At 64.2% G+C, this 15,131-nt stretch carries 12 protein-coding genes and 2 pseudogenes; 11 read left to right on the top strand and 3 right to left on the bottom strand.

The window, feature by feature from the left end:
• Positions 1 to 35: 35 nt before the first annotated feature.
• On the bottom strand, positions 36 to 1,076 hold the full coding sequence (locus ACNANG_RS06775) for an NADP-dependent oxidoreductase (RefSeq protein WP_420226541.1): 1,041 nt from the start codon (positions 1,074 to 1,076) through the stop codon (positions 36 to 38).
• Between the two features lie 95 nt (positions 1,077 to 1,171).
• On the opposite strand from ACNANG_RS06775, the gene ACNANG_RS06770 reads away from it, so the two are divergent.
• On the top strand, positions 1,172 to 1,375 hold the full coding sequence (locus ACNANG_RS06770) for a hypothetical protein (protein ID WP_420227692.1): 204 nt from the start codon (positions 1,172 to 1,174) through the stop codon (positions 1,373 to 1,375).
• Between the two features lie 105 nt (positions 1,376 to 1,480).
• On the opposite strand, the pseudogene ACNANG_RS06765 reads toward ACNANG_RS06770, so the two are convergent.
• Positions 1,481 to 1,807 (bottom strand): annotated as a pseudogene (locus tag ACNANG_RS06765) (M23 family metallopeptidase); the annotation flags it as partial.
• Positions 1,808 to 2,068: 261 nt separating this feature from the next.
• On the bottom strand, positions 2,069 to 3,154 hold the full coding sequence (locus ACNANG_RS06760; protein WP_420226540.1) for an exonuclease domain-containing protein: 1,086 nt from the start codon (positions 3,152 to 3,154) through the stop codon (positions 2,069 to 2,071).
• Between the two features lie 382 nt (positions 3,155 to 3,536).
• Here ACNANG_RS06760 and ACNANG_RS06755 point away from each other — a divergent pair, with 382 nt between their 5' ends.
• The 10 genes and pseudogenes from ACNANG_RS06755 (at position 3,537) to ACNANG_RS06710 (ending at position 15,112) form a co-directional block, all read left to right on the top strand.
• Positions 3,537 to 5,756 carry a DUF6351 family protein gene (locus tag ACNANG_RS06755; protein ID WP_420226539.1) on the top strand — a complete coding sequence of 740 codons (2,220 nt, stop codon included), beginning with the start codon at positions 3,537 to 3,539 and terminating at the stop codon, positions 5,754 to 5,756.
• Between the two features lie 108 nt (positions 5,757 to 5,864).
• The gene (locus ACNANG_RS06750; RefSeq protein ID WP_420226538.1) at positions 5,865 to 7,832 is read left to right on the top strand and encodes a sensor histidine kinase; all 1,968 of its coding nucleotides are present in this window, start codon (positions 5,865 to 5,867) and stop codon (positions 7,830 to 7,832) included.
• Positions 7,825 to 9,165 carry a sigma-54-dependent transcriptional regulator gene (locus ACNANG_RS06745; RefSeq protein ID WP_420226537.1) on the top strand — a complete coding sequence of 447 codons (1,341 nt, stop codon included), beginning with the start codon at positions 7,825 to 7,827 and terminating at the stop codon, positions 9,163 to 9,165. The genes ACNANG_RS06750 and ACNANG_RS06745 overlap by 8 nt, the downstream gene beginning before the upstream one ends.
• Before the next feature lie 186 nt (positions 9,166 to 9,351).
• Entirely contained in the window at positions 9,352 to 9,873 is a 522-nt protein-coding gene (locus ACNANG_RS06740; RefSeq protein ID WP_420227472.1) for a MarR family winged helix-turn-helix transcriptional regulator, read from the top strand.
• A 67-nt stretch (positions 9,874 to 9,940) separates the two neighbouring features.
• A pseudogene (gene ectA, locus ACNANG_RS06735) lies at positions 9,941 to 10,478 on the top strand (diaminobutyrate acetyltransferase).
• A gap of 89 nt (positions 10,479 to 10,567) precedes the next feature.
• Positions 10,568 to 11,884 carry a diaminobutyrate--2-oxoglutarate transaminase gene (gene ectB, locus ACNANG_RS06730; protein WP_420226536.1) on the top strand — a complete coding sequence of 439 codons (1,317 nt, stop codon included), beginning with the start codon at positions 10,568 to 10,570 and terminating at the stop codon, positions 11,882 to 11,884.
• Positions 11,881 to 12,279 (top strand): ectoine synthase, encoded by a 399-nt coding sequence (locus ACNANG_RS06725; RefSeq protein WP_420226535.1) that lies wholly within the window; start codon positions 11,881 to 11,883, stop codon positions 12,277 to 12,279. Before ectB ends, ACNANG_RS06725 begins: the two co-directional genes overlap by 4 nt.
• Before the next feature lie 82 nt (positions 12,280 to 12,361).
• The gene (gene thpD, locus ACNANG_RS06720) at positions 12,362 to 13,300 is read left to right on the top strand and encodes an ectoine hydroxylase (RefSeq protein ID WP_420226534.1); all 939 of its coding nucleotides are present in this window, start codon (positions 12,362 to 12,364) and stop codon (positions 13,298 to 13,300) included.
• Positions 13,301 to 13,985: 685 nt separating this feature from the next.
• Complete coding sequence (gene panD, locus ACNANG_RS06715; protein WP_179589357.1) at positions 13,986 to 14,360, top strand: aspartate 1-decarboxylase; 375 nt, start codon at positions 13,986 to 13,988, stop codon at positions 14,358 to 14,360.
• 137 nt (positions 14,361 to 14,497) lie between these two features.
• A complete protein-coding gene (locus ACNANG_RS06710; protein WP_420227471.1) occupies positions 14,498 to 15,112 on the top strand; it encodes a LysE family translocator in 615 nt (204 codons plus the stop codon).
• The last annotated feature ends 19 nt before the right edge of the window (positions 15,113 to 15,131 follow it).

Genomic DNA, 15,131 nt, shown 5'->3' with positions numbered 1-15,131 from the left:
GCCTGCACGCGTCGGCCCCGCAAGGCGATCGCCGCTCAGGCGTCTGCCTTCACCACCATCTTCCCGAAGTTCTTTCCTTCGAGCAGACCAATGAACGCCTGGGGGGCGTTTTCCAGTCCGTCCACCAGATGTTCGCGGTACTTGATCTTGCCCTGCGCGACCCATTCGCCCATCTGTTGCGCGAACTCGCCGTAGCGGTGGCCGTAGCTGTCGAAGATGATGAAGCCCTGGATACGGATGCTGCGGGTCAGGATGTCGCGCAGCATCTGCGGGCGCAGGTCGGGCGTGGACGGGGCGTCTGCCGTGGGCATCTGGCTGTATTGCGCGATGAGGCCGCAGACCGGCACGCGGGCGTGGCGGTTCAGCAGCGGCCAGACGGCTTCGAACACCTTGCCGCCAACGTTCTCGTAATACACGTCGATGCCGTCGGGGCACGCCTGGGCCAGGCGCCCGGCCAGGTCGGCTTCGCGATGGTCCAGACAGGCATCGAAGCCCAGGTCGCGCACGGCGTACTGGCACTTGGCCGCGCCGCCTGCAATGCCCACGACCCGGCATCCCTTCAGTTTCGCGATCTGGCCCACGTTTGCGCCCACGGCGCCCGTGGCCGCGGCGACCACCACGGTCTCGCCAGGCTGGGGGTCGCCGATGTCGAGCAGCCCCATGTACGCGGTGAAACCGGGCATGCCCAGCACGCCGAGCGCCCAGGACGGATGCGCCAGGTTGTCCGGCAGGCGCATCAGGTCCTTGCCGTTCGACACGGCGTAGTCCTGCCAGCCATTGTTGGCGAGCAGCAGTTCGCCGGGCTGGAAGTCGGGATGACGGGACCGGACCACTTCGGCCACGGTGCCGCCGACCATGACGGCTCCCAGGGCAACCGACGGCGCATAGGACTTGGCGTCGCTCATCCGGCCCCGCATGTAGGGGTCAAGCGACAGGTAGCGCGTGCGCAGCAGGACCTCGCCTTCGCCAGGCTCGGGCACCGGGCCGTATTCCAGCCGGAAGTCGAGCAGCGTGGGTGCGCCAACCGGGCGCCGCGCCAGCACGATGCGGCGATTGGTGTCGGGAGAAGCGTTCATCGGGGTCTCCTTGAGGGGTAGGCGGGCACGAATGATGCTGCTGAGTGGGTTCTCCGGCGTGATCGCAACGCCGTCTTTGACACGAAGGAGCCACCATGACCACTATCGTCCAACCCAAGAAGTCCACGCCCAAGGAAATGAATCCCGAGCATGATCTGAACCTGGATCATGAACGCGAACAGCAGATCGTGGATCGTATCAACGACAAGAATACCTCGGCCGATTACGGCAGTCGTTCGGGCCGCACCAACAAGACCTCGGGCAGCGGCATCGACATCGCCGGCCCCGGCGGCAAGTAAGCACGCTGTCGCCAACCGACTGTCATTTCGGGACCAGCAGGGGTAGGGATTGACTGCCCCCTTACTGCTGTAGATCCCGTAGTGCAGGTGATGGGGCGTGCCGCGTGCATTGCCGGTGTTCCCCACGAATCCCAATACGGTGCCGACATCGATACGCTGCCCGGCACGGATATTCGCGTAGTCGTTCAGGTGCGCGTAGTAATGGCGCTGGCCACCCGGCCCCATCACCCAGACCACCTTTCCCCCCAACGAATTGGTGCCGACTCGCGTCACGATCCCTTCGGTCGACGCGATGACGGGCGTATCGATGCGCGCGAAGATGTCGATGCCTTCATGACGACGGCCGCCACTGCGCGCGCCGCCCCACGAGTCACGCAGGTTGCCCGGGCGCACGCCTTTGACCGGCACGGCCACGCGCTCGGGCGCGGGCATGCGCAGCAGGCGATAGGTGTAGATGGGGAGTTCGAGCGCGTGCTCGATTACCGGCCAGCCCAGCCACGCGGTCAAGGCGAGCAGCAGGGGAAGATGACACCGCGCCGGGTGGCGCGGGCCGGGGGTGCAGGGTGACCCGCGAGTTCCATGTGCGATCCAGAAGACACCATGAAGGTTCGACCGCCGGAACAGGGCAAGGTTCGACGGGTACGCGGCAATGCGCGCCGCACCCGCGCGCAGAAGGCGCCGCTGAAAGCGAAGCTAGAAGTCGCTGCTGTCGGACCGGCTCAGGTCCACCAGCCGCAACAGCGCCAGACGGTCCCGCAGGATGCGGTACACCTCATAGTCGAACTCGGGTCGGCCACTGTCGAGCAAGGCCCACAGCCCTTCGTCCTGATACGCCGTGCCCAGAAAGCGCCAATTGTCGACCACATGAATGGCATGCCCTTCCCGGATGCCGATGGCGCCGGCGTAGGGCCAGTCAGCCGTGACATCGGTCGCCCTGCGGCCGCGCCGGTTGTGGCGGGGGGCCAGCCGTTGCACCATCTCCAATTCATGCAGCAGCGCGCCGATCGCGCCGCCGGTTTCCTTCCATTCGATGTGCCGCGTCTGTTCGGCCATCCGCACGGCCTTGGCCGGCGCCCCCGCCACCTTGAAGTGCGCGAGCACCTTGCTGCGGATGTTGTCGGCCCGGCCGACGAACAGCGGTTCGCGCTGGTCGCCGTACAGCACGTATACGCCGTGGGCATCGGGCAGCACGTCGGGCAGCGCCGGGTCCAGATGATCCGGCAGGCTCACCCGGGCCGACAGCACGTCGGCAATACCCTGGATATGTTCGGCCGGAAAGTGGCCATGGATGGACTGCCAGAACTGCCACACCAGCTTGGCGTCGCCCAACGCGCGGTGGCGATCCTTTTCGGCGATCACCAGGCCATGGCGCTCGATCAATGAATCGAGGTTGTGACGCCGGTGCTCGGGGTACAGCCGCCGCGACAGCCGCACGGTGCACAACACGTCGGGCCGGAAGGGCACGCCGACGCGTTCGAACTCCGCACGAAGAAAGCCGTAGTCGAAGCGCGCGTTATGGGCGATGAACAGGCAGCCCTGCAGGCGTTCCGCGACCTCGGCGGCGACGGCCGCGAACGGCGGCGCCTCCCGCACCATCTCGTTCGAAATGCCGGTCAGCGACTGGATCATCGGCGGTATCGGCCGGCCAGGATTCACGAGCCGGTGCCATTCATTCACGCCGTTCTCGTCGACGCGCACGATGCCGATTTCGGTGATGCGGTCAAAGGCGGCCGTGGTGCCGGTGGTTTCAAGGTCGACGAAGGCTAAGGGGAGGGACATCGAGGAAGGCAGGGAGCGAAGGGAGGTGCGGCGGGGACTCAGTCTACCAAGTGGGGCCGGATCGGCGTCAGGCAAGGAGCACGGACGGCGCCCAGTCGGGTTATCCCTTGGCATGGAGCCGCCAACCTGTCTGGAAAGGCAGACATTGCCGCGAGGTCAATTCCGGATTCCTGCACACCTGCTTCGCGCCTCCGACATGCCACCTGCTGGCCGGCCGCGCAGGCCTTGGCCTTGGCGCCATTCTTCACGGATTCTCGCGCCATGGCATGCCGATTGCTTTGCCTTCCCGCAGTCTTTCGGGCGGGGCGACTCACGGCATCGTCTCCGCTGACCTGCGGTATCGCCGTATCCATAACACCAAATAGAAGTCCAGGAGATTGGGATGAGACAGCACCAACGTACGCAACGGCGCGGCTTCACGCGGGGTCAGACCCTGCTGGCCACGGGGATCGCCAGCCTGTTCCTTGCCGGTTGCGGCGGGAGCGATGATTCGGATACGCCCGCGCAATCCCTGCGCGTCAGCACCGTGTCTTCGATGCCCGAATATGTGAGCGGCGGCGACGCCTTGGTCGAGATCGCGCCACCTGCGGGCGCGACCGGCACGCCCGTCGTGACGCTGGATGGGCGCGACGTCTCGGCCGCCTTCAAGGCCACATCCACCGGTACGTACCTGGGCAAGGTCGAAGGCATGGCGGTGGGCGAACATACGCTGGCAGCCCGGATGGGCGAGGCCACCGGATCGTTGACGTTGACCAACTATCCCGTTACCGGCCCGATGATTTCAGGTCCGCATGAATCGCCTTATGTGTGCGCCACCGCCACGTTCGCCGGCATTCCCGTGGGCAGCACCGGCCTGGGCAATCCGCTGGACGCCAACTGCTCGGTGCCGACCCGCGTCACGTACGTGTATCGCAGCACCGCCGCGGGCCGTCCGGTCGTGGCCTGGGCGCCGCCGACCACCGGCATCCCGACCGCCAACCCGGTCTACCCGGCTGACATGGAATTCCTGGTGATGGATGGCACCAACAAGCGGGTGCCCTACCTGGTGCGCGTCGAGACCGGCACCATCAACCGCAGTATCTATCAGTCGATCATTCTGCACGATCCCCTGACCGAACCGGCACCTAGCCCCACGACCCGCCCGGCCAACTGGAACGGCAAGTTGATGTACCCGCTGGGTGGCGGCTGCCAGGGCGGCTGGTACATGCAGGGCAACAACGTGTCGCTGTCGATCAACGACACGTGGTTCAAGCGCGGGTATGCGGCAGTTACGTCCACGCTCAACACCTTCGGCACGAACTGCAATGACCTGCTGTCGTCCGAAACGGTGGCCATGACCAAGGAACGTTTTACCGAAGCCTACGGCAAGCCGACCTATACCATCGGCACCGGGGGATCGGGCGGCGCATACCAGAGCTACCAGACCTCCGATAATTATCCTGGCCTGTTCGACGGCATCATCGTGAACTCGGTGTTCCCCGATGTGACCACGGCCACGATCTTCAAGATCTTCGACTCCCGCCTGCTCAACAACTACTTCAACACCAGCGGGCGCACGTTCACGGTTGACCAGAAGAAGGCGATTTCGGGTTACCTGCAGGTCAACCAGATCTCGAACATGAGCGGCAGCGCGGCGCGTCTGGATCCGGTCGTGTCCTTCCCGGCGGGCTTCCCGAACGAGCTGAAGTACAACCCGACCACCAACCCCACCGGCACCCGCGCCACCGTGTATGACCACACGGTCAATGTGTACGGCAAGGATGCGCGGGGCTTCGCGCAGCGCCCGATCGACAACGTGGGTGTGCAGTACGGCCTGAAAGCCCTGCTGGCGGGCGCCATCACGGTGGATGACTTCCTGGACCTGAATGCCCGTATCGGCGGCCTGGACCCGGACATGAAGCCGCAGACCGCGCGCACGACGGGTGACCTGGGCGCGATCCGCCGGGCCTACCAGTCGGGCCGGATCTTGAACGGAGGCGGCGGCCTGGCCACCACGGCCATCATCGACCGCCGCGATTACTTCGACGACGCCGTCGGGGGCGACATCCACCAGAAGATCCATTCGTATTCGGTGCGGGAACGCCTGACCAAGGCCAACGGCAATTTCGACAATCATGTCATCGTCGGACCGGGCAACATTCAGGACGACACGCTGGGGCTGATGGACACGTGGCTGTCGGGCATGCTGGCCGACACGTCAGCCGCGGCCAAGCGTGAGAAGCTGATCAAGGCACGGCCTGCCGCGCTGGTGGACGCATGCTGGATCGGCACGACCAAGGTGATCGAGCCATCGACCGCCGCGGGCGCCGGACAGTGCAACACCGCCTATCCGGCCGGCACCACGCCGCGCCTGGTCGCTGGTGGACCCCTGGCCGATGACATCGTCAAGTGTCAGCTCAAGCCGGTCAATCTGGCCGACTACGCGCCGGTCACGTTCACCGATGCTCAGGCCGCGGCATTGCGCGCGACCTTTGCCGCGGGCGTGTGCGACTGGTCCAAGCCGGGGGTGGAACAGCAGGGACTGAAGTCGACCTGGGCCTCGTTCGGCCCGTCGAAGAAGAACCTGGTGTTCGACATCACCAACCCGACTGCAACGCCTTGAGCCTGCGTCGCAGGTAAGCCAACGGCATCGGCCGGTCCGGACGTCATGTCGGGCTGGCCGCGGTCCCGGCGCGGTGTCTCCATCATGATAAATTTCGCGGGAGGTTGAATGCCCATCCCTCCCGACATGCATGGAGACACCTTGCCCGGGGCCCCGCCGTCGATGTCCTTGCGCCGCCGCCTGATCACAGGCGGCCTGTCCGCCCTTCTGATCGCCACCGGTGTCGTGCTGGCCTATCTATGGGGCGAGCAGACCGGTGTGCGCGCGTTGCGCCAGACCATGGCGCACCGGCTGGATGTATACGCCGTGGGGCTGCACAGCGAACTGACCCGTTACGACTACTTGCCGGGCATCCTGTCCCTGAACAAGGATGTGATCGCGCTGCTGCAATCGCCCGATGACACCGTCATGCTGGATCGGGTCAACCGCTACCTGCATACCGTCAATCAAAAAGCCGGATCGTCCGACATCTATGTGATGAACATGGAAGGACTGACCCTGGCCGCCAGCAACTGGAACGCCGCGAACAGTTTCGTCGGCAAGAATTTTTCGTATCGCCCGTACTTCACTGACGCGGTCAAGGGCCTGCCGGGCCGCTTCTATGGCATTGGCACGGTCAGCCAGGCGCCGGGCTATTACTTTTCGTACGGCATCTATCGCGACAACCGGATGGTGGGGGTCGCCGCGCTCAAGGTCGACCTGGACAAGCTCGACGACGCCTGGCTGCGCGCCGATGAACGGGTCGTGGTCGTGGATGAAAACGGCATCGTGTTCCTGACGTCCGTGCCCGACTGGAAGTTCAAGGCGTTGGCGCCGCTGAGCGCCAGCACGCAGGCGCAACTGGCCGTGACCCGCCAATACCATCTAGCTGGCGAGCCGGGGCCGATCGGGTTGAATGAAGTCCGCGTACTGGCGGATGACGCAAGCGTGGTGCGGGTTGCGCAGCGTGGCGTGCAAGGGCACGCCGGCCTGCGGGATCCGGCGGGCGGGTCCGCTACCCGCCTGGGTCCGTCTGCATTCATCGACCCGCTGTATCTGGCGCAAAGCCGGGCGATCCCGGGCACGGGGTGGAAGCTGATCGTCCTGTCCGACATGGGGCCCATCCGATCCCGCGCGCGCATCAGCGCCATCAGTGTGGCCTTTGCGCTGGCGTTCCTGGGAATCAGCGCACTGTATGTCCGGCAACGCCGCCGCGCGATCGCGCAGAACGTGGCGGCCAAGGAAGCATTGCAGCGGGCGCATGACGAACTGGAGCGCAAGGTGGCGCTGCGCACCGGCGACCTGAGCAACGCCAACCTGCACCTGCAGACGGAAATCGCGGAACGCAAACGCGCCGAGGTCGTGCTGAAGGCGGCCATGGAAGAACTGGTGCAGGCCGGCAAGATGGCGGCGCTGGGCCAGATGTCCGCCGGCGTCACGCATGAACTGAACCAGCCGCTGGCCGCGCTGCGCACGCTGTCGGACAACGCAATCGTGCTGCTGCAGCGGGGCCAGACGATCGAGGTCGAAGCCAATCTGGAACTGATCAGCGACCTGATCACCCGCATGGGCAAGATCACCGGACAGCTCAAGAAGTTCGCGCGCAAGTCGCCAGCGGAACTGCGGCCGACGTCGGTCAGCACCGTGATCGCGGATGCCGTGTTCCTGATGGGCCAACGCTTCCGTGAAGCGCACACGGATCTGGACACGTCGGACGTGCCGTCCGACATGCATGCGTACTGCGATGCCAACCGGCTCGAACAGGTCTTCGTCAATCTGTTCGGCAACGCGCTCGATTCCATGGCGCAGTCCGAAACGCGAGTGGTGACGGTGTCGGCCCGGGAAGACGGGCCAGTGGTCCGGATCGCGGTGCGCGACCGCGGCGCGGGCATTGCGCCAGAACACTTGCCACGGCTGTTCGAACCGTTCTTCACCACCAAAGAGCAGGGCGCCGGCCTGGGGCTGGGCCTGGCGATTTCAGCCGGCATCGTCCGCGAATTCGGCGGCACCCTGAAAGCCCGCAATCATCCGGACGGTGGCGCCGAATTTGTCATACAGTTGCGATCTGCAACTATCGAGGAAAGCGCGGATGCATGACAACCTGACCGTCCTGTTCGTCGAAGACGATCCCGCGGTGCGACTGGGTGGCAAGCAGGCGCTGCAGCTGGCCGGCCTGACCGTGCAGGTGTTCGAGTCAGCCGAGCAGGTCGCGCGCCACCTCGTCCCGGGCATGCCTGCCGTGCTCGTCACCGATGTGAAGATGGCCGGCATGGATGGCATGGCCTTGCTGCGCCATGCCTTGCAGATCGACGCCAGCCTGCCCGTCATCCTGGTGACCGGGCACGGCGACATTTCCATGGCCGTGGAAGCCATGCGGCTGGGCGCCTACGACTTCATCGAAAAACCGTTTTCGTCCGAACACCTGACCGAGGTCGTGCATCGCGCGCTGGATAAACGCAGCCTGACGCTGGAAGTCCAGACCTTGCGCCAGCAACTGGCGAACCGGCAGGCCATCGAGTCCTTGATCCTGGGCCGATCGCCCGCGGTCGAGACCCTGCGCCGCACGATTCTTGACCTGGCCGATACCGATGCCGACGTGTTGATCGTGGGCGAGACGGGCACCGGCAAGGAACTGGTGGCCCGTTGCCTGCACGACTACAGCGCGCGCCGCGACCAGCACTTTGCCGCGCTGAACTGCGGCGGCATGCCCGAGTCGCTGTTCGAAAGCGAGGTGTTCGGCCACGAGGCAGGCGCATTCACGGGCGCGGCCAAGCGGCGCATCGGCAAGATCGAGTATGCGCAAGGCGGCACGCTGTTCCTGGATGAAATCGAAACTATGCCGATGGTGCTGCAGATCAAGCTGCTGCGGACCCTGCAGGAACGCAGCTTTGAACGGCTGGGTTCCAACGACCCGCTGCCCATGACAAGCCGGGTGGTGGCCGCCACCAAGGCAGACCTGCTGGCCCTGGCGGCGCGCGACGGCTTCCGCGCCGACCTGTACTACCGGCTGAGCGTGGCCGTGCTCGAACTGCCGCCGCTACGCGAACGCCGCGAAGACATTCCCCAACTGTTCGAACATTTCCTGATGCAGGGCGCACTGCGCTACGGCCGCGACGTGCCGACCGTGTCGAGCGCCCTGATGGGCGAGCTGATGTCGCAGACGTGGCCGGGCAACGTGCGCGAACTGCGCAATGCCGCCGACCGGTACGTGCTGGGCCTGCTCAAGGACAAGACACCGGTGGCCCCATTGGCGCCATCCCGGTCGCTGGAAGAACAGGTGTCCCTGTTCGAACGCCACCTGATCGAAGATGCGCTCAAGTCCTGTGCGGGCAGGGCGACTGCCGCCAGTGAAATGCTGGGCATGCCGCGCAAGACCCTCTACGATAAGATGCACCGGCTCGGCCTGAGCACCGACGCCTTCAAGGCCTGACTTGCAATTGGATGGCGATGACAGGAGTTATCGCCGTTTTCCCGGCCCATTGCTCTACTTTGTAAGTCCAGATCTGGTCTTTGCCGGCGGCTGCACTTTTGACAACGCGGGATTCATCGCGTTAGAATCATTCGAGTTGAAATGATTCGACGCCATAAGATTGGACTCAAACACGACTTGACCCAGATGGACCAGCCCACCGCATCCCACCCCGGCAGTTACGACCTGCGCATCCTGCGTGCCTTGCGCCGCATCACGCGCAACGTTGCCCTGCATTCCAGGCAGTTGGCGGCGTATAGCCACATCACCGCGCCCCAGTTGGTGTGCCTGTTGGCGGTGATCGAATCCGGTCCTGTCACCGCCACCGCGCTCAGCCGCCTTATCAGCGTCAGCCCCAGCACCGTTGTCGGGATTCTGGATCGCCTGGAAGACAAGCAGCTGATCCGCCGCGAACGCAGCCGGGAGGATCGCCGCACGGTGTTCATTACGGCCACCGATGCAGGGCGGACCTTGGCTGCCGACGCGCCGTCGCCTTTGCAGAAGACGCTGGCCGACGCCTTGAACGCCCTGCCCGAACTCGAGCAGGCCACGATCACGTTGTCACTGGAACGCATCGTCGACCTGATGGAGGCCCGGCAGGCGGACTCGTCCCCCTTGCTGGACATCCATGCATCGGAACAGTCACCGGAGTCCGGCCTGGCGGTGTGACCTTGGCCACATGAACCACGCCGGCAGCCTTGCGCCACCGGCGGCAAAGTAAAAGGAGGATCACGGTCTGAACGCGATAGACACGACCCCCGTCACAGCAGTACCGAATGGTGTGCCGGCCCCCGCAACAGGGTGCCGTATCAGGAAGCCCGAGTTGTCCGACGGCGCGGCCATCCAGCAGTTGATCCAGGATGCCCCGCCACTCGATGTGAATTCGACCTACGCTTACCTGCTTCTCTGCCTTCATTTCCGCGACACCTGTGCGGTTGCGGAACAGAACGGTCAACTGGCGGCTTTCATCTCCGCCTACGTGCCCCCCGACATCCCGATGTGCTCTTCGTCTGGCAGGTCGCCGTGCATCCTGCCGCGCGTGGCAAGCGCCTGGGCGCGGCCATGCTGACCGAGCTTCTGGCGCGCGATGCCGCAGCGCCGGTGCGGTATGTCGAAACGACTGTTTCTCCCGACAACGCCGCGTCGCGCCGCATGTTCGCGCGACTGGCCGACGCCCTGCACGCGCCGCTTGATGAGCAGGCGCTGTTTCCACCCACGTTGTTTGGGGGGCCGATCACGACGACGAACGACTGTTGCGGATCGGTCCGTTTTAAGCGAGGCCGGGTACGCCATGTACCTGTCCCGGCGCCATGCCGGGTATGCCGAACGTTGTTTTCACAAAGCAAGACAGAAGGAATAACCGATGGATCTCAATATTTTCGACCGCCTCGAATCCGAAGTGCGCGGCTATGTGCGCTCGTTTCCAGTGGTGTTCAGCAAGGCGAAGGGCTCATTGCTGTTCGACGAAGAAGGCAAGCAATACATCGATCTGTTCGCCGGTGCGGGCACCTTGAACTACGGCCACAACAACGACGTCTTGAAGCAGCCCCTGCTCGACTACGTTGCGTCCGATGGCGTGGTGCATGGCCTGGACATGGCCACCTCTGCCAAGAAAGCATTTCTCGAGACTTTCGAGCGCGTGATCCTGAAGCCGCGCAACATGCAGTATTCGATGCAATTCACCGGCCCGACCGGCACCAATGCCGTCGAAGCCGCGCTCAAGCTGGCGCGCAAGGTCAAGCAGCGCCAGAACATCGTGTCGTTCACGCACGGCTTCCACGGCGTCAGCGGCGGTTCGCTCGCCATGACGGCCAACTCGAAATACCGTGACGCGGCCGGCGTGAGCCTGGCCAACACGGCCTTCATTCCGTACGACGGCTACTTCGGTCCGGACGTGGACACCATGTCCTACTTCGAACGCATGCTCGAAGACCGCAGCAGCGGCCTGGACGCACCCGCCGCGGTCATCGTTGAAACCGTGCAGGGCGAAGGCGGCGTCAACGTCGCCACCCAGCGTTGGCTCAAAGAGCTGCAGCGCCTGTGCCGCCGCCACGACATGCTGCTGATCATCGACGACATCCAGGTCGGCTGCGGCCGCACCGGCACCTTCTTCAGCTTTGAAGCCGCGGGCATCGAGCCCGACCTGATCACGCTGTCCAAGTCATTGAGCGGCTTCGGTCTGCCCATGGCCATGGTGCTGATCAAGCCCGAGCTGGACGTCTGGAAACCCGGCGAACACAACGGCACGTTCCGAGGCAACAACCTGGCCTTCGTGACCGCGGCCAAGGCGCTGGAAACCTACTGGGCCGATGACCGCTTTACGCAGAGCATTGCCGGCAAGGCGACGCTGCTGCGCGACTTCCTGGAAAACATGGTGCACAGCCATCCGGAAGCGGGTCTGTCGGTGCGTGGCCGCGGCCTGATCCAGGGCCTGGTCAGCGACATTCCGGGCTTCAGCAACAAGGTAGCCGCGCAGGCGTTCAAACATGGCGTGGTCATCGAAACATCGGGCGCGAACGACGAAGTGCTGAAATTCCTGCCCGCGCTGACGATTGAAGAAGTGCAATTGCGCCAGGCGCTGGACGTGCTGGATCGAAGCGTGGCCGACGTCGTGGCCGCCCAGCCCGAGCAGAAGCAGGCCAACGCCCGCGTCATCAAATTTGGAGGGAAAGCACGATGATCGTCAGGAACATGAAGGATATCGTTGGCACCGACAACGAAGTGTCGACCGACACCTGGACCAGCCGCCGCGTGTTGCTCAAGCAGGACGGGATGGGGTTCTCGTTTCACGAGACCATCATCTTCCCGGGTACCGAAACCCACATTTGGTACAAGAACCACGTCGAAGCCGTGTTCTGCATCGAAGGTGATGGAGAAATCGAGACGGTGGCCGACGGCAGGAAATATGCGTTGGGACCGGGCGTGGTCTACGCGTTGAACGACAACGACGAGCATTACCTGCGTGGCGGCAAGGCGCCGCTGCGGGTGATCTGCGTGTTCAACCCGCCACTGACCGGCAAGGAAGTGCATGACGCCGACGGCGTCTACCCCTTGCCCGACGCCAAGGCCGCCTGAGCCTGCAAGCCGGCCTGATTCCCGGGCAGCCTTTCTTGCGACGAGGCTGCCTTCCTCCGATGTTTCATCACAGGAGACGATATTGATTACCCCAGCACGAGATAGATACGCGAGCCGTTCGGATCGCGGCGCGGCCATTGTCCAGCGCCACGACCCCGTGGTGTACGGCCGGCCCGACGACGCCCCGGCATCCGGGCTCGATACGACGCAACTGGCGGCGTACGAGCACGATGGTTTCATCATGCTCAAGCATTTCTTTTCCGCACAGGAAACCGCGGCGCTGCTGCACGAAGTGCAACGCCTGACCGTCGACCCCGCCATCCGCCGCCGCGAAGAAGCGATCACCGAACGCGGCAGTGACGCGGTGCGGTCCGTGTTCATGGTGCACAAGCTCAGCAAGGTACTGGCGCGCCTGTCGCAAGACATGCGGCTGGTGAACATCGCGCGGCAGATTCTTGGGTCCGACGTGTACATCCACCAGTCACGCGCGAACGTCAAGCCGGGTTTCAAGGGCAAGGAGTTCTATTGGCATTCGGATTTTGAGACGTGGCATGTGGAAGATGGCATGCCGGCAATGCGGGCCCTGAGTTGTTCGGTGCTGTTGAGTGACAACGATGCGGGCAACGGCCCCCTGATGGTGATGCCCGGGTCGCACAAGCAGTTCGTTTCGTGCGTGGGCGAGACGCCCGAGGAACATTACAAGGCGTCGCTGAAGAAGCAGGAGTACGGCGTGCCGGATACCTTGAGCCTGAAGCTGCTGGCGGACCAGGGCGGCGTGGAGACGTTGATGGGGCCAGCCGGGTCGGTGGTGTTTTTCGATTGCAATACGATGCATGGTTCGAATTCCAACATTTCGCCGTCGCCCCGGTCGAATGTGTTCATGGTCTACAACTCGGTGGACAACGCCTTGGGGTCTCCGAAGTTCGGATTGACGCCACGACCCGAGTTCATCGCGACGCGGGAGAGCTTTGCCGCGATCAAGCCGGTGGAGCCGGGGTATTTGCGGGCGGTCGGAAAGTAGGGGAGTGACCGAGCGCTGTCGTCAGGGCTTGGGTGGCGGTTGTCAGGTGTTGGTGATCGTTGTCTGAGTTTGAGCGGTTGCGGCGCGCGATCGTTGTTTGAGTTCTTGCGCGGCCGGGGCGGGGGCTCGGGTTGGAAGGCCGAGCTCGCTGGGTCCCGGCCTACGCCGGGCCTGGGCTTAGCAAAGCCTCCCAACCCGAGCCCCCGCCCCAGCCTTAGGTTCGTCTCCACGTTCGATGCGCTGTGCGGCATCTTGGCGCCAGCTTATTGGCACCTGCGTCTTTGCAACAGCATCTTTGCGCCAGCATATTGGCACCGCATCTTTGCAACAGCATCTTTGCGCCAGCATATTGGCACCGCATCTTTGCACAAGCATTTTGGCGCCAGCAGTTAGGTGACGCAGCCGCCCCCTACGAATGCCTTGACCTACGCGCAAGCAGGGACGGAGCGGACAGTCCCCTGGGGAGGTACTTGCTATGCAAGGCCCGGCGTAGGCCGGGACTTCGCGAGCTCGGCCTTCCCAGGGGACTGTCCGCTCCGTCCGGGCTCGACGCACAAGACCTTCCGCCCCACCCCATCCTTACTCCAAGCCAGCACCCCCGCGCAAGACAAACCCCCAAGCAACCCCCTCACCCCTCCAATAAGTTATAAACCCGGTCTAACACAGCAACTTTGGACCCCTCTTTATGCAACGCGTCATGCTTCGCGCCAAGATCCACCGTGTGGCGGTGACCCAGGCCGATCTGAACTACGAAGGTTCCTGCGGTATCGATGAAGACTTCCTCGACGCCGCCGACATGAAAGAATACGAACGCATCGAGCTCTACAACATCAACAACGGTGAGCGCTTCTCCACCTACGTCATCAAAGGCAAGCGTGGATCCGGCGAAATCTCCTTGAACGGCGCGGCGGCCCGGCGGGCTCAGATCGGTGACCTCATGATCATCTGCACCTACGGCCCGATGAACGAAGAAGAAGCCCACGCCCACAAGCCCAAAGTCATCCTCGTTGACGAAAACAACCGCATCAAGGAAATCATCGAGAAGAACTCGAACGGCTGATGGTTCCCAGGAGCCCGCGCCGCAAGCTACGCGCCTCGAACGCTTCGGGCCGGCGGGCTTCGGGGTCTGCGGGTCTTAGCGCTCGCACCAGCCACTCCGACCGCCAGCAACCCACCCCGACGCCCTGATCGCCCATGTTGCCCAACCTCCTTCTGTTCCTGGCGGCATCGCTGGCCGTCACGATCGCGCCGGGGCCTGACAACCTGCAGGTGCTGGCGCGGGCCCTGAGCCAGGGCAGGGCAGCGGGCGTGGCGGCGGCGTTGGGCTTTGCGTCCGGATGCGTCTTCCATACGACGCTGGCCGTGGTCGGCATTGCCGCCGTATTGCGCGCATCGCCCATGGCCTTCGACGCCATCAAGCTGGCGGGCGCCGCGTACCTGATGTGGCTGGGCGTGCAGGCGCTGCGCAGCCGCGGCGGCCTGTCGGTCGGGGCGTCGGGTGCGCCAGTCTCGCGGTGGCGGATCTATCGCCAGAGCGTGCTGGCGAACATGCTGAACCCCAAGGTCACGCTGTTCTTCCTCGTCTTCCTGCCGCAATTCGTCAATCCGTGGCTCGGACATCCGGATGGGCAGATGGCGATATTGGGCGCGGTGTTTGCCGTGCAGACCGCCGTGGTGTTCGGCGCCATCGCCTGGGGCGCGGGCTATGTGGGCGAATGGCTGCAGCGCCGGCCCGGCGCCGCCGTGTGGCTGGATCGCCTGGCCGGGGTGGTGTTCCTGCTGCTGGCGCTGCGGATCGTGTGGTCGTCGTGATGGAGGGTTGCTATTGACC

The organism is Pigmentiphaga litoralis (assembly GCF_048632615.1).
Taxonomy (GTDB): domain Bacteria; phylum Pseudomonadota; class Gammaproteobacteria; order Burkholderiales; family Burkholderiaceae_B; genus Pigmentiphaga; species Pigmentiphaga litoralis_B.
This window is presented reverse-complemented; position numbering and strand designations above follow the sequence as displayed.

What these genes read in the sequence shown, in the direction of transcription:
- ACNANG_RS06775 (WP_420226541.1), bottom strand. Translation starts at nt 1,076, where the DNA reads ATGAACGCTTCTCCCGACACCAATCGCCGCATCGTGCTGGCGCGGCGC.
- ACNANG_RS06770 (WP_420227692.1), top strand. Translation starts at nt 1,172, where the DNA reads ATGACCACTATCGTCCAACCCAAGAAGTCCACGCCCAAGGAAATGAAT.
- ACNANG_RS06760 (WP_420226540.1), bottom strand. Translation starts at nt 3,154, where the DNA reads ATGTCCCTCCCCTTAGCCTTCGTCGACCTTGAAACCACCGGCACCACG.
- ACNANG_RS06755 (WP_420226539.1), top strand. Translation starts at nt 3,537, where the DNA reads ATGAGACAGCACCAACGTACGCAACGGCGCGGCTTCACGCGGGGTCAG.
- ACNANG_RS06750 (WP_420226538.1), top strand. Translation starts at nt 5,865, where the DNA reads ATGCCCATCCCTCCCGACATGCATGGAGACACCTTGCCCGGGGCCCCG.
- ACNANG_RS06745 (WP_420226537.1), top strand. Translation starts at nt 7,825, where the DNA reads ATGCATGACAACCTGACCGTCCTGTTCGTCGAAGACGATCCCGCGGTG.
- ACNANG_RS06740 (WP_420227472.1), top strand. Translation starts at nt 9,352, where the DNA reads ATGGACCAGCCCACCGCATCCCACCCCGGCAGTTACGACCTGCGCATC.
- ectB (WP_420226536.1), top strand. Translation starts at nt 10,568, where the DNA reads ATGGATCTCAATATTTTCGACCGCCTCGAATCCGAAGTGCGCGGCTAT.
- ACNANG_RS06725 (WP_420226535.1), top strand. Translation starts at nt 11,881, where the DNA reads ATGATCGTCAGGAACATGAAGGATATCGTTGGCACCGACAACGAAGTG.
- panD (WP_179589357.1), top strand. Translation starts at nt 13,986, where the DNA reads ATGCAACGCGTCATGCTTCGCGCCAAGATCCACCGTGTGGCGGTGACC.